The following is a 20,090-nucleotide window of genomic DNA, read 5'->3' as shown; positions in this document are numbered from 1 at the left end:
CGTCAGTGCACCGCCGCTGCACACCCACGGTGACCGAAGGGCTCCACCATGTGCTCGGTCTGCGGTGCGGCAGCCAACGGCCGTGCCCGCTACTGCTCCAACGCCTGCCGCCAGCGCGCCTACCGCAGTCGCAGCAGAGAGACCGCCCCTGCGACGCGTTTGACACCACCAGCCACTTTGGACAGCTTCGTCGGCCGCGACGACGAGCTCGCCGAGCTCGGCAAGCTGCTGCGCCGCGTCCGGCTGCTCACCCTCGTCGGTCCCGCCGGCGCCGGGAAGACGCGGCTGGCGCTCGAGCTCGTGGCGCGACAGCCCGAGGTGCGCCTCGTCGACGTCGCGAAGTACGGCCCGGCCGAGATCGCGGACGAGGTCGGCGAAGGGAAGTGCTTGCTGTTGCTGGACAACTGCGAGCACGACATCGACGCGTGCGCCCGGCTCGCCGAGACGCTGCTGGGCCGCTGTCCCGGTCTGCGCATCCTCGCGACGAGCCGCGAGGCCCTGCTGGTGCCCGGCGAGACCGTGTTCGGGGTGCCTCCACTACGGCCGGACGCGGCAGCGACGTTGTTCTCCGACCGCGCGCAGGGCGATGTCGGACGGTCGGAGGTCGTCGACCGGATCTGCACGCGGCTGGACCGGCTGCCGCTCGCGATCGAGCTGGCCGCGCGGCTCGTGCCCGCGTTGCCGCCGGCGGAGATCCTGGCCCGGCTCGACCAGCGGCTCGACCTGTTGACCGTCGGCGGCCGCACGTGCGCGTCGCGGCACCGCAGCCTGCGGGCCGCGATCGAGTGGAGCTACCGCTCGCTCGACCCGGCCGAGCAGCGCGTATTCCGCACGCTTTCCGTGCTGCCCGGCGGGTTCGACCTCGCCACGGCGAGCGCGATCTGCGAGATCGACGCGGCCCGGCTCGCCGTGCTGGTGACGTCGCTGGTGGCGAAGTCGCTGGTCGTCGCGGGCGACGGCCGCTATCACCAGCTGGAGTCGATCCGGCTGTACGCGCACGAACGGCTCGTCGAGGCGGGCGAGCGGGAGGCGGCGCAGGACCGGGTCGTGGCGTGGCTGGGTGAGGTCACCGGCCCGGTGTTCACGCCGGCCGCGGTCGGCGACGGCCGCTGCGACCTGCCGATCGCGACGACCCCGTCGCTCTACTGGTGGAGCCAGGGGCACACCGCCGAGGGACGGCGCCTGCTGAACGAGACGCTCGCGCGTGGTGACGCGCCGGAGGCGGACCGCTGCCTCGCGCTCACGCACGCGGGCTGGCTGGCGTGCGTGGAAGGTGATCACGAGGAGGCCCTCGCCCTCACCGAAGCGGCCGTCCTCGCGGCCGGCGATGACCGGGCGCAGATCGGCCGGGCGCTCAGCGCGCTGGCCGGCGTGCACCTCTCGCGCGGCGACTTCGCCCGTGCCCACGCGACCTACACGGATTGCCTGGACGTGCTCGACGATCCGCTCGATCGCGCGACCTGCACGCACCACCTCGCGTGGGCGGTGCTGCAGGGCGGTGACGCCGCGCTCGCCGACGAGCTGGTGAACCGGGCGCTGCCGGTGTACTGGCTGTACGCCGAACCGGCGAAGCTGCCCGCGATCCTGCACACCGCGGGCACGATCGCGTTGCACCGAGGCGACGTCGGCAGGGCCGAGGCGCTCTTCCTGGACGCTCTGCGCATCGCACCCGACAACGCGCACGACCTGCCGTTTCTCGTCGAAGGACTGGCGATCGTCGCGGCCCGGGACGACGACCCCGAACGCGCACTGCGGCTCATCGGCGCCGGATCGGCGCTGCGCGGCCCGCTGTCCACCGGCCAGAACCCCGGCTGGCGGCAGCTCGTCCGTGCCGCCGACCGGCTGGCGCGAGGCCAGCTGCCCGACGCGGAATCCCGCGCTGCCCTCGCCGCGGGCGCCCGGCTCGACCGCGACCGGGTCATCAGGTACGCGCGCGACGGCGAATGGCCGGAGGGAACGGAGAACTCACCGCTGACGCCGCGGGAACGGCAGATCGCGGCGCTGGTCGCGCGCGGGGACACCAACCGGCAGATCGCGCGCGTCGTACGACTCTCGGAACGCACGATCGAGGCGCATTTGGCCCGAATCAGGGAGAAGCTCGGATTGCGGACCCGAACGCAGGTGGCGGCCTGGCTGCTCTCCGCCAGTGCGTAACGCAGCGGGTTTTGCGAATATTCGGGTAAGTCACCGGATGGCAACGTTCTCACCGCAAGCGACATTCTCGACCGAAAAGAGCTGCCATGAACCTCAAGAAGATCATTGTCGCGACCGGCGCGTTGTTCATCCTCAGCGGCGGCGGTATCGCGCTGGCCGATTCGGCCGACTCGCAGTGGTGCCCGATCCCCGGCCGCAAGCACTGCGGAATCCAGAGCGTCGAGCCGGACGGTCGCGGCGGCACCGCCCAGGACGTCCGCCCGGACAGCCGGGTCATGGGCGTGACCGGTGACCGCCCGGACAGCCGGGTCATGGGCGTGACCGGTGACCGCCCGGACAGCCGCGTCATGGGTGTCACCGGTGACCGTCCGGACAACCGCTTGGGCGGCGTCAGCTGAACCATTTTCCGCGGAAGGCCGGCAACGGCCTTCCGCGATTTGGCGGAACTAACGCGATACCTAGTAATTCCCTCGCTATCTTCAGCGGACGCCGCCGTTTACACGCAAGGTCGACCGAAAGGCCTGCCTATGTGTTCGAACTGCGGTTTCGCCGGACGCGCTGACGAACTCGTCGAGCTACGCAGGCTGTTACGCAAGGACCGTCTTGTCACGTTGGTCGGACCGCCGGGCGTCGGCAAGAGCCGCCTCGCGGCCGAGCTGCTCTCCCGGCAGCGCCCCGTACCCGTCGCCGATCTCGACATCGAGGCGATCGGCGAGCGCCGATGTGTCGTGCTGCTCGACGGGTGCGAGCAGGACATCGACGAGTACGCCCGGCTGGCGACCGAGCTGCTCACCCAATGCCCGAACGTGCGGATCGTCGCGACCGGCCGCGAGGCGTTGCTCGTGCCCGGCGAGGTCCGTTTCCCGGTCGGCCCGCTCCCACCGGCCGACGCCGTGGCGCTCTTCCGGCACGACACCGCCCCCGACGTCGCCGAGCGGATCTGCGCGCAACTGGACGGGTTGCCGCTCGCGATCGAAGCGGCGGCGCGGCTCCGGCCCTCCCCCGCCGAGCTCCTGCCCGCGGTGCTCGATGATCAACGCCTGCGTGCGGCGATCGACCGCGGTCACGACGGCCTGACCCCGCGGGAACGACGGGTGTTCCGGACGCTGGCCATGCTGCCGGGCTGGTTCGACCTGCGCACCGCGGGTGCGGTGTGCGATCTCGACCCGACGCGCTGCGCGGCCACGGTCGCCGCGCTGGTCGCGAAGTCGTTGGTGGTCGCGGACGACGGCCGGTACCGGCTGCTGGCGCCGATCCGGGAGTACGCGCGGGAACGTCTCGCCGCGGCGGGCGAGGTGGCCGTCACCGAGCTGCGGATGGTGCACGGACTGAGCGTCATCGCGCGCGAGTTCACCGAACCGGTGTTCACGCCGGCGGGCCGGCACGAACAGCTGATCGGCCTGGTGGACCTGCTGGAGTTCGCGGCCGACTCCGCCGCGCGGCTGGGCCGTCCGGTGCTCCCGCTCGTCACCACCCTGGCTATCTGCTTGTGGATCAACGGCGAGACGGCTCGGGGCCTGACGTTGCTGAAGGACACGCTCGACCACGCGGACGCCGACCCGCACGACCGGTGCGTCGCGTTGACCCACGCGGGCTGGCTCGCCAGCGCCGACGGCGACCGCGACGAGGCGCTCGTGCTCGCCGAACGCGCGGTCGAGGTGGCGGTGTCGACCGGCGAACGTCACCTGCTCGGCCGGTCCTTGAACGTGCTCGCCGCCGTGCACCTCGCCCGCGGTGAGCTCGCGTCCGCGCGCGCCACCTACGAGGTGTGCCTCGACCAGCTCGACGCGCCCATGGACAAGGCGACCTGCCTGCACAACCTGGCGTGGGCGGTGCTGCAGGACGGCGACCGGGAGCTCGCCGACGAGCTGGTCAACCGCGCGCTGCCGATCTACCGCCTGTACGCCGAGCCGCCGAAGCTGCCCGCGTTGCTGCACACGGCGGGCACCGTCGCCGTGCTGCGCGGCGACCTCGCGCGGGCGGAGAGCCTGTTCACCGAGGGCCTGCGTTCCGCGCCGGACAACGTCTACGAGACGCCGTACCTCGTGGAAGGTCTCGCCGTCGTGGCCGCCCGGACCGAACGCCCGGAGCGCGCGCTGCGGCTGGTCGGCGGCGCGACGACGTTGCGCACCACCGACGACCCGCGCTGGGCGCCGATGGTGCGGGCCGCCGAGGACCTCGCCCGCCAGGTGGTTCACGCACCGACCGCACACGCGGCCGTCGCGGGCGGCGCGAGCCTCGAACGCGACCAGATCATCGCGTATGCCGTTCACGACGAATGGCTGCTGCCGACCGAATCCGACTCGCCGTTGACGGCTCGCGAACGAGAAATAGCCGCACTGGTCGCGCGCGGTGACACCAACCGGCAGATCGCACGCATCGTGGGTGTGTCCGAACGAACCGTCGAGGCGCATCTGGCCCGGATCAGGGAGAAGCTCGGCCTGCGCACCCGCACGCAGGTCGTGGCCTGGTCGATGTCCGTCGGCGCATGAATTTCGGCGTCGCGACACGTAACGCAACGCTGCGGGTTTCACCACTGACTACGAAACGGCCGATCTCGCTACCTTCAGTTCAACGAAGAATTCTCTTCAGCCAAGCTGAAAATCAACGAAAGCGAGTTCTGGCATGCGTTCGTTCACGAAGTCGGTCATCGTCGCCGCCGCTGCTCTGTCCGTGATCGGTGCTGGCATGGCGCTGGCCGGTGCGTCGGAGCAGCAGGCGCCCGGTGTTCACCCGGCGGGCGGCCGGGCGAACATGGTCGCCATCGCCGGCCACCCCGAGGGCAACCGCACGAACGCGGTCGCGGGCGGCCGGCTGAACGGCATCACGTCCGAGCGTTAACGCACCTCGATGACGGTGCCTGCTCACCTCGTCGTTGCAGGCACCGTCAACCACATATATCGTAACGCTGCGTTTTCTCTCGCACCCGCGCTGTGTAACACCTGCGGGTTTCACCTATTTTCTCAGGTCAGTATCGAAAGATACTTTTCCGTTGTCGCCGGAAACCTCCAGACGCAACGGAAAAGAGTCGAACAATGCGCAAAATCACGATCCGAGTTGTTGTCGCCGCCGCGGCCCTGCTGACTGCCGGCGGGGCGGTCGCGTTGGCCGGCGACGACGACACCCGCCACTGCGCTCAGACCCGCGCGATCAGCCTCAAGAGCTACGACGGGGGCAGGCACTCGGAGCAGACTCGCGTCGGCGGCATCCAGGGCGGCAACGACCTGGGCGTGCGCCCGGAGCAGACCCGCGTCAGCGGTATCCAGAGCACCGAGCCCGGGAGCTGCTGAGACCGCGCGTCATCGAACCCTGATGACGACGGTGCCTGCCGCCTTGTCGTGCAGGCACCGTCCGTCGGAGTCCCACACGAGCGCCGGGATGATCGGGAAGATGAGCACGGTGCGCACCAGCGCCCGCAGCGGCCCGACCGTCCCGCTCCCGTCGATGCGCGCCACCCGCAGGCCGAACAGCGCGTGACCGGGCGTGAACCCGAAGAACGCCACGGCGATGACGGTGATGACGAACCAGGCCAGCAGACTCCAGTTCTTCGGCAGCTCAGGCCGGGTGAACAGGCCGGCCACTCCGGCCGCCAGCAGGAAGTCGACCAGGATCGCGAACGTGCGTCGCCCGATCGAGGCGATGGAGCCCGGTCCGTCCTTGGGGAAGCCGTGCCGCTCCCCGCGCCATTGCTGCTGCTGGGTGCCCTCGCCCGGTTCCAGTACGGAACGGGGTCCGGACAGCCACGAACCGGTCCACCTGCTCACCCCACCAGAGTAAGCCTGTGCTCAACGGGTGAGGATCGGCAGGTCGTCTTGCCCCCTGGGACCGCCCCGTTAACACTGGCGAAACATCCGAGTGACCGACGGGCAACACCATCGACATACGGTCGCTCGCGATGACCAGCCGTATTCCATAGTCAAGGAGTCGACGAGGGTGTTCAAAAATTCCGACGAGGTGCTCAAGTTCATCTCCGACGAGGGCGTGAAGTTCGTCGACGTGCGGTTCAGCGATCTGCCGGGCGTTATGCAGCACTTCACCCTGCCCGCGGCGGCGTTCGACGCCGACGCGATCAACGACGGGCTCGCCTTCGACGGCTCCTCCGTGCGTGGTTTCCAGTCGATCCACGAGTCGGACATGCTGCTGCTGCCCGACCTCTACACCGCGCGCCTGGACCCGTTCCGCATCGAGAAGACGCTGATCGTCAACTTCTTCGTGCACGACCCGTTCACGCGTGAGCCGTACAGCCGCGACCCGCGCAACATCGCGCGCAAGGCCGAGCAGTACATCACCGAGTCGGGCATCGCCGACACCGCGTACTTCGGTGCCGAGGCCGAGTTCTACATCTTCGACTCGATCCGCTTCGACACCACCGCGAACGCGGCCTTCCACGAGATCGACTCGATCTCCGGCTGGTGGAACACCGGCCGTGACGAGGAGGGCGGCAACCGCGGCTACAAGGTCAAGTACAAGGGCGGCTACTTCCCCGTCACGCCGACCGACCACTACGCCGACCTGCGCGACAAGATGGTCCTCAACCTCGGCGACTCGGGCTTCAGCGTCGAGCGCGCCCACCACGAGGTCGGCACGGCGGGCCAGGCGGAGATCAACTACCGCTTCAACACGCTGCTGCACGCCGCCGACGACCTGATGCTGTTCAAGTACATCATCAAGAACACGGCGTGGCAGGCGGGCAAGACCGTCACCTTCATGCCGAAGCCCCTCTTCGGCGACAACGGCTCGGGCATGCACACCCACCAGTCGCTGTGGAAGGACGGCGCGCCGCTGTTCCACGACGAGTCGGGCTACGCGGGCCTGTCCGACACCGCCCGCCACTACATCGGCGGCATCCTGCACCACGCGCCTTCGCTGCTGGCGTTCACCAACCCGACCGTCAACTCGTACCACCGGCTCGTGCCGGGCTACGAGGCCCCGGTCTCGCTGGTCTACTCGCAGCGCAACCGCTCGGCGTGTGTCCGCATCCCGATCACGGGCAACAACCCGAAGGCCAAGCGCATCGAGTTCCGCTGCCCCGACTCCTCGGGCAACCCGTACCTCGCGTTCTCCGCGATGGTCATGGCGGGCCTCGACGGCGTGAAGAACAAGATCGAGCCGCCGGCCCCCATCGACAAGGACCTCTACGAGCTCCCGCCGGAGGAGGCCCGCGACGTCAAGCAGGTCCCCGCGACCCTCGACGCCGTGCTCGACAACCTGGAGGCCGACCACGAGTTCCTGCTCGAGGGCGGCGTGTTCACGCCGGACGTGATCGACACCTGGATCTCGTTCAAGCGGGAGCAGGAGATCGACCCGCTGCGCCTGCGCCCGAACCCCTACGAGTTCGCGCTGTACTACGACGTGTGATCCGTTGATCTGACCGAGGGCCCGGTGGATTCGTCCGCCGGGCCCTCGGCCGTTCGCCGCCGAACCCACGCACCGGCGCGTTGCCACAACCGGTCCGGGATGAAGACGAAGTCCGCCACGATCATGGCCGCGGAGAACTGCGGCAGCCCCATCAGCACCGCGATGCCGAGATGCATCGAGACCAGCATCAGCAGCGCGGGGTACTTGAGCCAGCGGGAAAACAACGTGAACGGGAACGACGCCGACACGAACACGGCGGCGTACGAGGCGACCATCACGAGCAGGCCGTTGGAGCGCACTAGATCCGAAAGCTCCGGCCACACCCGGAGATTCGACAGCTGCAACGCATAGCCGAGAGCCGTGCCGTCGCGCCACGTCGGTCCCTCCAGTTTGGACAGACCGGCCCAGAGGTAGGCGGTGCACACCTGGGCGGCGATGACGAACATCGCGAGGTTGTGCAGCGCGATCGTCAAGGGCCGCAAGGAAGACCGGTGCAGCGACCACACCTGACCGCAAGCGGCGAAGATCAGGTAGATGGCCAGCAGCTGGATCATCCGCTGCCCGCCGAGCACCATCATGGGCGCGCGGAAGTTGAACGACACCACCACGAGCGCGAACAGCACCGACGTGAGCCTGGGGTGCCAGCCGAGCGCGAACAGCGCGCAGACCAGCAGTGAGGCCAGGTAGAACAGCTCGAAGTACAGCATCGAGGACGACAGGTCCAGCAGCCCGAACCGATCGTAGGACGTGCCGCGGACGTACTGCGGCCACGGTGATGCCGGCCCCCACGCCTCGCGCCGCGAGGGGAACTCGCGCACCAGCTGCAGCAGGACGAGCAGGGCACAGCCGATTCGCAACGCAGCGGCGGCGTAGAGCCCGACCGGTCGCTCACACAAGCGGTCCAGGACCCTCATCCCACCCTCCACCACGGCAACTCGACCTCTTCCGAAGGCGGAGGAGCCCCGGACAGCACGACCCGCGTGTAGACCGCCTTCACCTGCACGGCGACCGCGGGCGTCGGATATCGGGGCGCCAGGCGGTGCAGCACGATGTTGCCGAGGTAGATCTCGGTGGCGCGGGCGTCCTCGGGAATCGCGCCCTCGCGGTGCGTGTCGTTGTAGTACCCGAGGGCGTAGTCGAGCTGGACCTGCGGAACCTGCCCCGGCAGCAACGAATGCCGGACGGCCTCAAGGTCCTCCGCGGTCAGGTCGACCCATGGCGTGATCGTGCCGTCCGCGAGCTCCAGCCGGGCGACGACGGCCTGGTTCTCGGTTCCCGGATCGGGCGCGAAGAGGCCCCAGTCCTGCCGGAAGTACGGGTCCGCGTAGGAGTTCGCCGCGGCGCGCAACGGCAGCCGGAACGGCGCCGTGTGCACGAAGATCAGCACCACGTGCACCACGGCGACGAGCGCGAACAGCGCCACGGCGGTCCGTCGTAGCTTCATACGACGACGTTAGGAACGGTGGCCGCGGTCACACCATTGGTGAAACCCGCCGCGTTACATCGTCAACAGAGACGCCCGGACCTCGGTCAGCGCGGCGCCGAGCAGGTTGAGGCCCTGCCACTGCTCCGGGTCCTGGGCGCGCGGGTCGTCGGCGGCGAGACCGATGCCCCACACGCGGTCGAGCGGGCTGGCCTCGACGAGCACGCGGTCGCCGGTGCCGAGCAGGAACCGGCGCAGGTCCTCGTGCTGCGAGAACTTGGCGAGGTTCCCGCGCACGACGATGGCGAGCCGCTCCCGCTGCCAGACCGCGTCGTCGAACCCGCGCACCTCGCGCCCGATGGCCTTGGCCTGCTTGGGATCCGTCGTCTCGAGCACGCGGGCCGCAGTCTCCGTGTCACCGAAGAGCATCGCCTTGCCCCACATCATGTAGTGCTCGGCGGTCGCGTACGTCAGACCGTCCACAACGAACGGTGCCGGCCACCACTGGCTCAGGCACCCCTTGCCGGCACTACCGTCGCGCTCGGGCCGATGGCCCCAGAAGAACAGGTATCTCACGCCGACCAGTGTCACCCGGCGCACGAGCGATTTACTGGGCCGCGCCGGACAGCAACCACTTCGAGACCGGCACCTCGTAGAGCACGCTCTCCCCGGTGTCGATGTTCCACCCGTACTTCACGTGGAACGCCTCCACGACGGCGTCCGGGTACCCGGACCGGTGCACGACCGCACGTCCTTCCGCGACAACGGGAGCGTCGCCGTCGGACAGGTGCAGTGCCACCCGTGGGTCCGCGTGGATGTTGCGCAGCTTGGCGTTCGGCCGTTCGCTGGCGACCCACCAGGTGTCGTTCAGGTACACGAACCAGACGGGCGTCACGTGCGGCGAGCCGTCCGGCCGCAGCGTGCACATCCAGGCGTTGCGCTCGGTCCCCAGCCGGTCGATCACCCGAGCTCCCTCGGCGCGACGGCATCCGGCGAAGCGACCCGGAGTTGCTTGCGGGCGGCCACGTACAGGGTGTTGAGGGCCTCGTGCATCCGCACATCGGGAGCCTGACCGGGAAACTCGCCGGCCCGCGGATCCTCCCGGCCCTCGCCCACCTCGCGCACCGCGAAGGCGTGCCGGATGACCCACCGCGCCGCGACCTGCACGTCGTAGCTGCCGAGCAACCGCAGCTGCTCGCACAAAGTGCGCAGCGACTCGTGCGTCTCGTCCACGTCCGGCGACTTCTTCGCGCACAGCTCCAGGAAGCGCCGGGCGGTCGACGTGAACTCCGAGCAGAGCTCGAAAAGCGGGCTGTCCCACCGAGTCCGCAGCAGCGTCCGCTCCTTGCGGCGTTCGATCAGGTAGTTCGGCACAAAACCGATCAGGGCGCCGACGACGACCGTCAGCACGGGTAACCACGTCACCCGTTGATCAAACACTCTCAGCGGGGTACCGGGATACCGGTCACGGAGATCGCCGCTCCGGTCGGCGCGAACTGGCCCGAGATCGACGAGAACGTGAGTGTGAGAGTCGTCACGTCCGGCGACACCTTCTCGTCCAGGGTGACCGTTCCGGACGCCCGTCCGCCCTGCGTCAGCAGTCCTTCCCACTTCGAGTGGGACGCCACATAGGTGCGATTCGCGTTGTCCACCACGATGATCCCGGTTACGGGGAGTGTCATCCGGGCGGTGGAGGCGTTGGTCGCGGACACCTCGAGGGAGATCTTGCCGCCCGCGTTCTCGATGCGGGTCACCTCGACGGTCAGCATGCCGCGCTGCTGCCGGAACACGCCGGTCGCGACCTTGGTGTCGACCGACGGCTGGGTGGTCTCGTCCAGGCCAAGCGCGCCTTCGGCGTTGCCTTTGGACGTGTTGCTCGTACTCACCGCGGGGGTCTGCGTCGCCTCGGGCTTGTTACCGCTGAGTGCGAACTGGATCACGCCCAGTAAGACCAGCACGCCGAGTATCACCGCCGCGATGGTGATCGCGGTTCGACCACGGTGCGTCACGCGGTGCTGATGCATCTAGTTCCCCGTCTGTACCCCCGGCATGACAAACACAGCTCCCCCGACGAGCGCAGATAGTGTCAACTCGATCGGGTGAAGAGTCAATGCGTTAGGGTCCGCGCGTGTCTGAAGAAGTTGCCGAATACACGGCCACGCAGCTGCTGACCACGAACATCGTCGACTCCGCCCAGGAGGCCATTGAGGCCGTCCAGGCCGCCGACGTGCTCGGGCTCGGCGTGAAGTTGTACAACCGCCTCGTTCCCGACTCCGAGGACAGCGACTCGCTGGAGGAGGAGTGGGTCGTCGAGGTGTTCACCAGCGCGCCCGCGGTCGATCCCGACGCGGACGAAGAGTGATCCGAGTGAGGGGGCCTGTCGCGGCCCCCTCATTCGTCGTCAGACCGTGAGCACGACCTTGCCGCGCACATGCCCGCCTTCGAGCAACCGATGCGCGTCCGCCGCCTGCTCCAGCGGGAACGTCCGCTGCACTTCGACCTTCAACGAACCCGCGGCCACCAGGTCCACCAGCCACTGCAGGTCCTCCTGCGAGGCGTGGCCCCAGACGTGCTTCGCGCCCTGCTCGACCGTGCGCGGTCCATCCACAATGGACACGATGCGGGAACGGTCCCGGACCAGCTGCAGCGAGTCGTCCAGCGCGGGTCCGCCGACGAAGTCCAGTGCCGCGTCGACCTTGCCGTCGCCACCGACCACCTCTGCCACCGCGTTCAGCAGCGCGTCGCCGTACGGGACGGGCTCGGCGCCGAGCGAACGCAGGAAGTCGTGGTTGCGCGGCGACGCCGTGCCGATCACGCGCTTCGCGCCGAGCTGGAACGCGATCTGCACCGCGAGGTGACCGACGCCACCCGCGGCCGCGTGCACGAGAACCGTGTCACCCGACGACACCCCGGCCGTCCGCAACGACTGCACCGCGGTCAGACCCGCCAGCGGCAGCGCACCCGCGACCTCCCAGTCCACAGTGGACGGCTTGCGCACGAGCATCCGGGTCGGCACCGAGACGAGCTCGGCGTAGGCGCCGTGCTGCACGTGGTCCTTGCGGATGTACCCCAGCACCTCGTCGCCGGCCTTGAAGTCGCGCACGGCGGTCGGGACCGACCGCACGACGCCCGCGACGTCCCAGCCGGGGATCAACGGCGTGTGATGCGGGAGAATGCCCTGCAGGTAGCCCTGGCGGATCTTGAAGTCCACCGGGTTGATGCCCGCCGCCTTCACCTCGACCAGCGCGTGGTCGGGGCCGACGAGCGGGTCGGGCAGGTCCTGCAGCGTCAGTACGTCGGGGTCACCGTATTCGGTCAACGCGATCGCTTTCACAACCAAGACCAACTTCCGTGAGGCTCCGCCTATTCCTCACCGTAAAACACCCGCTCGACCACCGCGCGCGCACGACGGGCCGTCCGCCGGTATTCGTCGAGGAACTCGCCGGGATCGCGCTCGACGGGATGTCCCATGATGGACGCCACACCCGACAACTCCCGGCCAGACGTGGGCAGCTGATCGGACGACTTGCCGCGCACCAGCATCACGGCGTTGCGCGCGCGGGTCGCGAGGTTCCAGGCCGTCTGCAACGCCGAGGCGTCCTCTTCGGTCAGCAGACCGGCGGAGACGGCGGCGGCCATTCCGGCCATTGTGGACGGTGTACGCAAGGCGGGCACGGCACCGGAGTGCCGCAGCTGCAACAGCTGCACGGTCCACTCGACGTCGGCGAGCCCGCCACGCCCCAGCTTGGTGTGCGTCGACGGATCCGCGCCGCGCGGCAGGCGTTCCGCGTCGACCCGCGCCTTGATCCGCCGGATCTCGCGCACGGCCGCGGCGTCCAGCCCGGCGTCCGGATACCGCAACGGATCGATCATCTCGACGAACTCGGCACCCAAGGAGACATCACCGGCAATGGGCCGGGCGCGCAGCAGGGCCTGGCGTTCCCAGATCTCGCCCCACTGCCGGTAGTACGCGCGGTAGGACTCGAGCGTCCGCACCAGCGGCCCCTGCCGCCCCTCCGGCCGCAGGTCCGCGTCGACCTGCAGCGGCGGGTCCTGCGACGGCGAGCCGAGCACGCGCCGGATGTTCTCCACGATCGGGCTCGCGTACCGCACGGCATCCGAGTCGGAGACACCGTCCAACGGCCGGCACACGAACATCACGTCGGCGTCCGAGCCGTAGCCCTGTTCACGCCCGCCGAGCCGGCCCATGCCGATCACCGCGATCGTGGCCAGCGGCGAACCCGACGAGCGGATCGCGGCGTCCAGGGCGGCCTGCAGGACGGCGGCCCACACCTCGGACAGCGACACGCACACGGTGTCCAGCGACATCAGCCCGAGCAGGTCGGCCGCCGCCACGCGCAACAGCTCGTGGCGGCGCAGCGACCGCGCGGCCGACGCGGCGCGTTCCAGATCCGCGTACCGGGAAACGGCGCTGCGCAAGGGATTCCCGACGATCAGCGGATCACGGCCGACCAGGGCGTCCGGGTCGGCCAGCAGCCGCAACACCTCGGGCGCGCGCACCAGGAGGTCCGGCACGAGCTTCGACGTGCCGAGCAACGTCGCCAGGCGCTCGACGACCGCGCCCTCGTCCCGCAGCAGCCGCAGGTACCAGGGCGTTTCCGCCAGTGCCTCGGACACCCGCCGGTACGCGAGCAGCCCGCCGTCCGGGTCGGGCGTCTCGGCGAACAGGTCCAGCAGCACCGGCAGCAGCGCCATCTGGATCTTCGCGCGGCGCGACACACCGTGCGTCAACGCCTGGATGTGCCGCAGCGCACCGTCCGGCGACGTGTAGCCCAACGCCTCCAAGCGCGCGCCCGCCTCGGCCGTGGTCAGGCGCAGCGCCTCGGTCGGCACCCCGGCGACGGCCTCCAGCAGCGGCCGGTAGAACAGCTTCTCGTGCAGCCGCCGCACCTGGTTGGCGTGCCTGCGGAACTCGGCGACCAGCACCTCGCTCTCGGACCTGCGGCCCTCGGCGGCGAGCCCGGACGCGCGGGCGAGCCAGCGCAGCGCCGACGTGTCGTCGTCGGCGGGGAACAGGTGCGTGCGCAGTAAACGCTGCAGCTGCAGCCGGTGCTCGAGCGTGCGCAGGAACCGGTAGGAGCGGCCGAAGTCCGCCGCGTCGGTCCGGGCGACGTAGCCGCCCCGGCCCAGAGCCGCCAGCGCCGCGGTCGTCGCCTGGATGCGCAACGCCTCGTCGCTGCGGCCGTGCACGAGCTGCAGCAACTGCACCGCGAACTCGACGTCGCGCAGGCCGCCACGGCCGAGCTTCAGCTCGCGCTCCGCGAGCCCGGACGGCACGTGGTCCTCGACGCGCCTGCGCATGGCCTGCACGTCCGCCACGAAGTTCTCACGTTCGGCGGCCTGCCACACCATCGGCCGCACGACGTCGAGGTAGGCCTGGCCGAGCTCGGCGTCGCCCGCGACCGGCCGTGCCTTGAGCAGCGCCTGGAACTCCCAGGTGCGCGCCCACTTCTTGTAGTACGACGCGTGGCCGTCCAGTGTCCGGACGAGCGCGCCCGCCTTGCCCTCCGGCCGCAGCGCCGCGTCCACCTCGAAGCACGCCTGGCCGGCGATCTGCATCATCGACGACGCCAGCCGCGTCGCCACCCCGAGATCACCCTCGGCGACGAACACGACGTCGACGTCGCTCACGTAGTTCAGCTCGCGCGCGCCGCACTTGCCCATCGCGATCACCGCGAGCCGGCAGTCGGCCACCTTGTCACCGATCCGCTGCGCCGCCAGCGTCAACGACGCGCGCAGCGCGGCCACGGCCAGGTCGGACAGCTGCTCCGCCACCTCGTCGTACGGCACGAACGGCAGCTCGGGCTCGACGATGTGCGCGAGGTCCGCCGCGGCGATCAGGCACAGCTGCATGCGGTACTCGACCCGCAGCTGAGCCGCCCCGTTCAGGGACTCGAAGTCGAACGGCGCGGTCAGCGAACGCCAGCGATCCGGGTTCGCGATCAGGAAGTCCGACAGCGCGGTCGACGACCCGAGCACCGCGAGCAGCCTGCCGCGCAGCACCCGGTCGTCGTGCAGCCGGCCCGAGAGCTCGGGCCAGGCGTCCCCGACGGCGTCGCGCAGCCGGTCCAGCCCGCGCAGCGCGAGGTCGGGATCCGGGGTGCGCGACAGGGCCGCGAGGACGTGCTCACCGCCCTCGGCGGGCCGGCGGTCCGCCCACCAGCCCGCCGCGTGCAGCATCTCCTCGCTGCGCGGCTCGGTGAGCCCGAAGCGGGCTGGTGACGCGGCGCGGACCGGTTCGCTCATCGAGAGCAAACTTAGTCGGCGTTGCTACGCCACGATCAGGTAGAGACCGAAAAGGACTACCGCGCTGCACCCGCCGAAGCTCGCGTACGCGACCGGCTTGCGGTCCGCCGACAACGCGCGGATGCCGATCACGAAGAGCACCACCACGGCGAGCGTCGTGAGCAGCGTGGCGCCGAAGACGGTCAGCAGCGCCATCCAGTTGATTTTCACGCCGCCACCTTGTGCAGCTCGGCCTGCGCGGCGACCTCGTCGACGATGTGCTCGGGGCGAACGGGCTCACGCCGCGACGCGATCCAGATTCCGACCGACACGGCGATGCCGACCACCGCGACGCCGATGACACCGGAGGTGCCGCTCGACGCCCACTTGCCGGCGATCGCGCCGACGATGCCCGCGGCGGGCAGCGTGAACGCCCAGCCGAGCACCATCTTGCCCGCCATGCCCCACTTCACGCCGCGCCGGTCGCGGCCGAGGCCGGAGCCCATGATGCCGCCGGACGCGACGTGCGTCGTGGAGAGCGCGAACCCGAGGTGCGACGAGGCCATGATCGCGGCCGCGGTGCTGGTCTGCGCCGCGAAGCCCTGAGCGGGCTCGATCGTGGTGAGGCCGCGGCCCATGGTGTGCGTGATGCGCCAGCCGCCGAGGTAGGTGCCGAGCGCGATCGCGAGCGCGGCGCTGACGATCACCCAGGTGGGCGGCGGCGAACCGGGTGCGAGCGAGCCGGACGTGATCAGCGCGAGGGTGATAATGCCCATCGTCTTCTGCGCGTCGTTCGTGCCGTGCGCGAGCGACACCATCGACGCCGACGCGACCTGACCGACCTTGAACCCGACGTGCGAGACGCGCGGGTCGGTCTTGCGCTTGAGCCGGTAGGCGACGTTCGTCGCGATCGCCGCCACGATTCCCGCCACGAGCGGCGCCGCGACCGCGGGGATGACGACCTTGTCGAAGACCTTGGCGAAGTGGATCGAGTCCATGCCCGCGGCGACCCAGGCCGCGCCGATCAGACCGCCGAACAACGCGTGCGAGGAACTCGACGGCAACCCTATGTACCAGGTCACGAGGTTCCACATGATCGCACCGACGAGCCCGCCGAAGATGATCGCGGGGGTGATCTTGGCATCGTCCACGATGCCGCCGGAGATGGTCTTGGCCACCTCGACGGAGAGGAACGCGCCGACGAGGTTCAGCACCGCCGACAGTGCGACCGCTGTTCTCGGTCGCAGCGCGCCTGTCGCGATGGAGGTGGCCATCGCGTTGGCCGTGTCGTGGAAACCGTTGGTGAAGTCGAAGATGAGGGCCGTCGTGATGACGACGGCCACTATGAGTGCGGGATCCACACTGATCCTCCGGCTGGATCGAAACAGGCCAACTTGAAGGTACCGGGAACTTTGCGTACCGATCGAGCTACGAAAGTAAGGTCACACAAGGGGAAGCTGTATTCCCGCCGGGGCCATCTCACCGCGCGTCAACGCCGTGAATCTCGCCACGAAGGGCCGCCAGACCTCCTCGATGTCGCGGTGCGCCTCGACCAGGAAGCCGGGATCCAACTGCCCAGGACGGGCGAGGGCCGCGCTCTCCGGATTCTTCTCAGCCCAGTTGAGCACGATCTCGGGCGTGGTTTCAATGTGGAACTGCAGCCCGTAGGCGCTCTCCCCGACGCGGAAGGCCTGATGCGGGTACATGGGTGACGCGGCGAGGTGTTCTGCCGCCGGAGGCAGAACGTGCACCTCGTCGTGATGGAACTGCAGGACGTCCGGAGTCCACGGCAGCTCGGCGAACAACGGGTCGCGGCCGGCCACGTCCCGCTTCGCGACGAGCAGCACACCGATTTCGCACCCGTTCGGCCCACGCCGCACCTGCCCGCCGGTGGCCACCGCGAGCAACTGCGCCCCGAGACAGATCGCGAGCACGGGCACACGCTTCGCCACGGCGCTGGACAGCAACCGCCGCACGTCCGCGAGCCAGGGGTACTCGAGATCGTCGAGCGCCCCCATCTCGCCGCCGAGGCAGACCACGCCCTGGTACCCGTCGAGGCTTTCGGGCGCGGCCCGCTCCCACAGTCCGACGACGTCCAACTCGGCACCGCCGGAGGTCAACCACTCGCCGAGCCGGGCGAGCGGGTCCGACTTCGACGGCTGCAACACGAGGATGCGGGTCACGGATGTGAGCCTAGGTCGCGTTGCCTCAGCAGCTGCAGGCGACCTGCACGCCATTCCCCTCGACGGGGTAACCGGCGGCCCGCCACGCGGTGATGCCTCCGGCCAGCCGCTTCACGCGGTACCCGAGCTCGGCCAGTTTCAAGGCTCCCTTGGTCGCCGCGTTGCACTGGAAGCTCTCGCAGTAGCAGACGTACACGAGGCCGGGGTCCAGCTTCGTGTGCTCGCCGATCTCCCGGTACGGCAGGTTGATCGCGCCCGGAATCCGCAGCGCGTCGAACGCTTCTCCGGCTCGGGTCTCCACGAGCACGTACCCCTCGGTCGTGCCCTCCTTCATGTCGCGGACGACGTCGTCCGGGTCGGCCTCGAAGGCCAGTTCGGCGGCGAAGAACTCGGCGGCCTTGGCCGGTGCGGCTGGGGCGTGGCGCAACACGTTGCTCATGCTGTTGATCGTGCTTGCTAGGTTTTTCTGTCTCCATGGAGAAGTCCAGGCGTTTCTTGGCTTCGGCCTACGATTCCACGGTGGAGCTCGATGATCTGGACTGGAAGATTCTGGCCTTCCTGCAGGAGGACGGCCGGATGACGTTCACCGAACTGGCCAAGCGGATCTCGCTCTCGGCGCCGGCCGCTACCGAACGGGTGCGGCGCCTGGAGTCCCTTGGGGTGATCACCGGGTATGCGGCCGTCGTCGACCCGCAGCGGCTTGGGCTGCCGATCGAGTCGATCGTGCGGGTTCGGGTTCGGTCGCTCGACACGCCTCGGTTTCGGTCGCACATCCTGGCTCTGCCTCAGATTCGCGACGCCGACCACGTGACCGGTGACGACTGCTGGCTGTTGCGTGTGGTGTGCCGGTCGATGGTCGAGCTGGAGCAGTTGGTTGAGGAGGCTCAGCGGTACGGCGACACGACCACGTCGCTGGTGTTCTCGTCGGCGGTGCGCAACCGGCCGGTGGTCATATCGATTTTCGACGGTGTTGTTGATCGATAGGAGCGATGACAAGCCTGCTGAGCGTCATATCCGTGCTGATCGCGCTCGCGGTCGTCAGCTGGAAGTGAGCGGCGTGCTACATCGGCCAAAGCGCCTCACGGCCATGCTGACCTTGCCCGCCTGGTGGTCGCGGCGGTCGCCCTGTTCGTGACGAACCGCCTGGTCAACCAGGTCGCGCCGGCCGGTTTCCAAAACGCCGGAACGGCGGGCGGTGCGCGCATGCTGAGCCTGTTCCTGCTGATCGCCGACCCGCTGGCCACGCTGCTCGCGTCGGTCATGCGCATCACGCGGCAGGCCGGCGCCGCCCCATCTCCCTGCGCGAGAGCTCCCGCATGGCCGAGTACCTCGAGGGAACCGTGTGATCATCGAAGTGCACCTGGACAAGCTCCTGGCCGAGCGCGGCATGACCCTCACGCAGCTGGCCGACCTGGTCGGCGTCACCGTGGTCAACCTGTCGGTGCTCAAGAACGGGCGCGCCAAGGCGATTCGCTTCAGCACGCTCACGCGCCTGTGCGAGGTGCTTCGGTGCCAGCCTGGCGATCTGCTGACCTACCGGAGCACGGCTCAGGAAAACGTCCAGTAGGACCAGTCGCCGATGACCTCGAAGCCGAGTCGGCGGTACAGCCTGTTCGGCCCGGCCGCGTCGGCGTTGGTCATGAGCACGACCTCGTGCGCGCCTGCATCCAGCGCCCACCGCGTGATCGCCGCCGTGGCCGCGGCGGCGTATCCGTTCCCTCGCTGGTCGGGCGGGGTGTAGACGGGGCCGATTCGCGACACGCCTCCCACCGGGACTGTCGTGGCGGCCCAGGCGACCGGCGTGCTGTCGACCTCCCACACGACGTGGCGCGTCGGCATCGCGCGGTTCGCCTCGACGAACGCGAACGCCTCCTCGTCCGTCATCTCGGTGGTGTCCCTGAGGAAGGCTCGCCACCAGTCGCCCAGCGACGAAAGGGGCACCTCGCGCGCGTCGCCTGGCACGTTCGGGGATATGAGCGCGTCCAGCCGGTACAGCAGGGTCGCGACGGTCTCCACGCCGTCCGGGGACCAGGCCGCTCGGAACTCCGACACTCGATCCCGCGGCCCGACCACGGCCGGCACCTCGGGATCGGCCGAACGCAGCAGATTCGCCAGTGCTTCAGCGCCACCAGGAGGCATGCCGGCCACCTGGACCGGGCGCGCCGGGCGCAGACGCGTCGCTACGCCGGCGAGGTTTCCGTTGTCGTGTAGCGAGATCAGGGTTGCATCGGAACCTCGCAGCGCCAGGTCCACGGTCGTCAGGTGCACGCTGTATCGGGCCGGGTCTGTCGCCAGGAACGGGGTTACGAGGTCGGCGAACTCGACTGCGTCGGCGTGGGCGACTGCTTCCATCGGGCTGGCTCCCCCAAGAACGCAAAAAGCCCTGTGGGGGTCCAGCGTACTGGACCCCCACAGGGAAATTTTGTCCGGCGGCGACCTACTCTCCCACACCGTCACCAGTGCAGTACCATCGGCGCAGAAGGGCTTAACTACCGGGTTCGGAATGGGACCGGGTGTTTCCCCAACGCTATAACCACCGAAACACTATGGAATTCAAACCAGCACCCCGAGAGATGCTCGATCGGCCTGGTTCGTTCTCCCAGAACCGCACAGTGGATGCGTAGCGTCTTTGTAACAAGTCCTCGGCCTATTAGTACCAGTCAACTCCAACCGTTACCGGTCTTCCATCTCTGGCCTATCAACCCAGTGGTCTAGCTGGGGGCCTT

23 protein-coding genes and 2 rRNA genes are annotated in these 20,090 nt (G+C 69.2%); 9 read left to right on the top strand and 16 right to left on the bottom strand.

Annotated elements, in window-relative coordinates; all coding sequences use genetic code 11:
* The first annotated feature begins 177 nt into the window (after positions 1–177).
* The 5 genes from QSK35_RS14495 to QSK35_RS14475 all read left to right on the top strand — a co-directional run bounded on the left by QSK35_RS14495 (position 178) and on the right by QSK35_RS14475 (position 5,444).
* Complete coding sequence (locus tag QSK35_RS14495; protein WP_285746197.1) at positions 178–2,154, top strand: ATP-binding protein; 1,977 nt, start codon at positions 178–180, stop codon at positions 2,152–2,154.
* Between the two features lie 86 nt (positions 2,155–2,240).
* Complete coding sequence (locus QSK35_RS14490) at positions 2,241–2,552, top strand: hypothetical protein (RefSeq protein WP_285746195.1); 312 nt, start codon at positions 2,241–2,243, stop codon at positions 2,550–2,552.
* A gap of 129 nt (positions 2,553–2,681) precedes the next feature.
* Positions 2,682–4,646: an ATP-binding protein gene (locus tag QSK35_RS14485; protein ID WP_285746193.1), complete on the top strand. Its 1,965-nt coding sequence runs from the start codon at positions 2,682–2,684 to the stop codon at positions 4,644–4,646.
* 133 nt (positions 4,647–4,779) lie between these two features.
* On the top strand, positions 4,780–4,995 hold the full coding sequence (locus QSK35_RS14480) for a hypothetical protein (RefSeq protein WP_285746191.1): 216 nt from the start codon (positions 4,780–4,782) through the stop codon (positions 4,993–4,995).
* 194 nt (positions 4,996–5,189) lie between these two features.
* On the top strand, positions 5,190–5,444 hold the full coding sequence (locus QSK35_RS14475) for a hypothetical protein (protein ID WP_285746188.1): 255 nt from the start codon (positions 5,190–5,192) through the stop codon (positions 5,442–5,444).
* Positions 5,445–5,453: 9 nt separating this feature from the next.
* On the opposite strand, the gene QSK35_RS14470 is transcribed toward QSK35_RS14475, so the two are convergent.
* Positions 5,454–5,918 (bottom strand): RDD family protein, encoded by a 465-nt coding sequence (locus tag QSK35_RS14470; RefSeq protein ID WP_285746186.1) that lies wholly within the window; start codon positions 5,916–5,918, stop codon positions 5,454–5,456.
* A gap of 169 nt (positions 5,919–6,087) precedes the next feature.
* Between QSK35_RS14470 and glnA the strand changes: the two genes are divergently transcribed.
* The gene (gene glnA / locus QSK35_RS14465) at positions 6,088–7,512 is read left to right on the top strand and encodes a type I glutamate--ammonia ligase (RefSeq protein WP_285746184.1); all 1,425 of its coding nucleotides are present in this window, start codon (positions 6,088–6,090) and stop codon (positions 7,510–7,512) included.
* Here glnA and QSK35_RS14460 read toward each other — a convergent pair.
* The 6 genes from QSK35_RS14460 to QSK35_RS14435 are packed head-to-tail and all read right to left on the bottom strand — an operon-like array spanning position 7,500 to position 10,959.
* Positions 7,500–8,426 (bottom strand): HTTM domain-containing protein, encoded by a 927-nt coding sequence (locus QSK35_RS14460; protein WP_285746182.1) that lies wholly within the window; start codon positions 8,424–8,426, stop codon positions 7,500–7,502. The genes glnA and QSK35_RS14460 overlap by 13 nt on opposite strands.
* Complete coding sequence (locus QSK35_RS14455; protein ID WP_285746180.1) at positions 8,423–8,956, bottom strand: DUF5819 family protein; 534 nt, start codon at positions 8,954–8,956, stop codon at positions 8,423–8,425. Before QSK35_RS14455 ends, QSK35_RS14460 begins: the two co-directional genes overlap by 4 nt.
* Before the next feature lie 54 nt (positions 8,957–9,010).
* On the bottom strand, positions 9,011–9,511 hold the full coding sequence (gene ybiA, locus QSK35_RS14450; protein WP_285746179.1) for a riboflavin biosynthesis intermediates N-glycosidase: 501 nt from the start codon (positions 9,509–9,511) through the stop codon (positions 9,011–9,013).
* A 31-nt stretch (positions 9,512–9,542) separates the two neighbouring features.
* Positions 9,543–9,899, bottom strand: a complete 357-nt coding sequence (locus tag QSK35_RS14445) for a pyridoxamine 5'-phosphate oxidase family protein (RefSeq protein WP_285746176.1) — start codon at positions 9,897–9,899, stop codon at positions 9,543–9,545.
* On the bottom strand, positions 9,896–10,360 hold the full coding sequence (locus QSK35_RS14440; protein ID WP_285746174.1) for a hypothetical protein: 465 nt from the start codon (positions 10,358–10,360) through the stop codon (positions 9,896–9,898). Before QSK35_RS14440 ends, QSK35_RS14445 begins: the two co-directional genes overlap by 4 nt.
* A gap of 17 nt (positions 10,361–10,377) precedes the next feature.
* Positions 10,378–10,959 (bottom strand): hypothetical protein, encoded by a 582-nt coding sequence (locus tag QSK35_RS14435; protein ID WP_285746172.1) that lies wholly within the window; start codon positions 10,957–10,959, stop codon positions 10,378–10,380.
* A 104-nt stretch (positions 10,960–11,063) separates the two neighbouring features.
* On the opposite strand from QSK35_RS14435, the gene QSK35_RS14430 reads away from it, so the two are divergent.
* Complete coding sequence (locus QSK35_RS14430) at positions 11,064–11,297, top strand: hypothetical protein (protein ID WP_285746171.1); 234 nt, start codon at positions 11,064–11,066, stop codon at positions 11,295–11,297.
* A gap of 39 nt (positions 11,298–11,336) precedes the next feature.
* Here QSK35_RS14430 and QSK35_RS14425 read toward each other — a convergent pair whose 3' ends face one another.
* The 6 genes from QSK35_RS14425 to QSK35_RS14400 form a co-directional block, all read right to left on the bottom strand.
* Complete coding sequence (locus QSK35_RS14425) at positions 11,337–12,269, bottom strand: NADP-dependent oxidoreductase (RefSeq protein WP_285746944.1); 933 nt, start codon at positions 12,267–12,269, stop codon at positions 11,337–11,339.
* Between the two features lie 29 nt (positions 12,270–12,298).
* Positions 12,299–15,202: a bifunctional [glutamine synthetase] adenylyltransferase/[glutamine synthetase]-adenylyl-L-tyrosine phosphorylase gene (locus tag QSK35_RS14420; RefSeq protein WP_285746169.1), complete on the bottom strand. Its 2,904-nt coding sequence runs from the start codon at positions 15,200–15,202 to the stop codon at positions 12,299–12,301.
* Between the two features lie 24 nt (positions 15,203–15,226).
* A complete protein-coding gene (locus tag QSK35_RS14415; protein WP_285746167.1) occupies positions 15,227–15,412 on the bottom strand; it encodes a hypothetical protein in 186 nt (61 codons plus the stop codon).
* Positions 15,409–16,542, bottom strand: a complete 1,134-nt coding sequence (locus tag QSK35_RS14410; protein WP_285746165.1) for an inorganic phosphate transporter — start codon at positions 16,540–16,542, stop codon at positions 15,409–15,411. Before QSK35_RS14410 ends, QSK35_RS14415 begins: the two co-directional genes overlap by 4 nt.
* A gap of 81 nt (positions 16,543–16,623) precedes the next feature.
* Positions 16,624–17,364, bottom strand: coding sequence for a type 1 glutamine amidotransferase (locus QSK35_RS14405; protein ID WP_285746163.1), 741 nt, complete (start codon positions 17,362–17,364; stop codon positions 16,624–16,626).
* A 25-nt stretch (positions 17,365–17,389) separates the two neighbouring features.
* Positions 17,390–17,803, bottom strand: coding sequence for a rhodanese-like domain-containing protein (locus tag QSK35_RS14400; protein WP_285746161.1), 414 nt, complete (start codon positions 17,801–17,803; stop codon positions 17,390–17,392).
* Between the two features lie 80 nt (positions 17,804–17,883).
* Between QSK35_RS14400 and QSK35_RS14395 the strand changes: the two genes are divergently transcribed.
* Positions 17,884–18,348, top strand: coding sequence for an Lrp/AsnC family transcriptional regulator (locus tag QSK35_RS14395; protein WP_285746159.1), 465 nt, complete (start codon positions 17,884–17,886; stop codon positions 18,346–18,348).
* Between the two features lie 358 nt (positions 18,349–18,706).
* Complete coding sequence (locus QSK35_RS14390) at positions 18,707–18,931, top strand: helix-turn-helix domain-containing protein (RefSeq protein WP_285746157.1); 225 nt, start codon at positions 18,707–18,709, stop codon at positions 18,929–18,931.
* Here QSK35_RS14390 and QSK35_RS14385 read toward each other — a convergent pair.
* From QSK35_RS14385 to QSK35_RS14375, 3 genes are all read right to left on the bottom strand, one after another.
* Positions 18,913–19,716 carry a GNAT family N-acetyltransferase gene (locus QSK35_RS14385; protein ID WP_285746155.1) on the bottom strand — a complete coding sequence of 268 codons (804 nt, stop codon included), beginning with the start codon at positions 19,714–19,716 and terminating at the stop codon, positions 18,913–18,915. The genes QSK35_RS14390 and QSK35_RS14385 overlap by 19 nt on opposite strands.
* Before the next feature lie 72 nt (positions 19,717–19,788).
* Positions 19,789–19,905, bottom strand: a 5S ribosomal RNA gene (rrf, locus tag QSK35_RS14380).
* Positions 19,906–19,994: 89 nt separating this feature from the next.
* Positions 19,995–20,090 (bottom strand): 23S ribosomal RNA (locus tag QSK35_RS14375); the annotation flags it as partial.

Origin of the sequence: Lentzea sp. NBRC 105346 (genome assembly GCF_030269605.1) — a bacterium.
In the GTDB taxonomy this organism is placed as follows: domain Bacteria; phylum Actinomycetota; class Actinomycetes; order Mycobacteriales; family Pseudonocardiaceae; genus Lentzea.
This window is presented reverse-complemented; position numbering and strand designations above follow the sequence as displayed.

Bases quoted from the DNA above. Each gene is read 5' to 3' on its own strand.
- QSK35_RS14490 (WP_285746195.1), top strand. From the start codon at position 2,241: ATGAACCTCAAGAAGATCATTGTCGCGACCGGCGCGTTGTTCATCCTC.
- QSK35_RS14485 (WP_285746193.1), top strand. From the start codon at position 2,682: ATGTGTTCGAACTGCGGTTTCGCCGGACGCGCTGACGAACTCGTCGAG.
- QSK35_RS14480 (WP_285746191.1), top strand. From the start codon at position 4,780: ATGCGTTCGTTCACGAAGTCGGTCATCGTCGCCGCCGCTGCTCTGTCC.
- QSK35_RS14475 (WP_285746188.1), top strand. From the start codon at position 5,190: ATGCGCAAAATCACGATCCGAGTTGTTGTCGCCGCCGCGGCCCTGCTG.
- QSK35_RS14460 (WP_285746182.1), bottom strand. From the start codon at position 8,426: ATGAGGGTCCTGGACCGCTTGTGTGAGCGACCGGTCGGGCTCTACGCC.
- QSK35_RS14455 (WP_285746180.1), bottom strand. From the start codon at position 8,956: ATGAAGCTACGACGGACCGCCGTGGCGCTGTTCGCGCTCGTCGCCGTG.
- QSK35_RS14435 (WP_285746172.1), bottom strand. From the start codon at position 10,959: ATGCATCAGCACCGCGTGACGCACCGTGGTCGAACCGCGATCACCATC.
- QSK35_RS14420 (WP_285746169.1), bottom strand. From the start codon at position 15,202: ATGAGCGAACCGGTCCGCGCCGCGTCACCAGCCCGCTTCGGGCTCACC.
- QSK35_RS14400 (WP_285746161.1), bottom strand. From the start codon at position 17,803: ATGAGCAACGTGTTGCGCCACGCCCCAGCCGCACCGGCCAAGGCCGCC.
- QSK35_RS14385 (WP_285746155.1), bottom strand. From the start codon at position 19,716: ATGGAAGCAGTCGCCCACGCCGACGCAGTCGAGTTCGCCGACCTCGTA.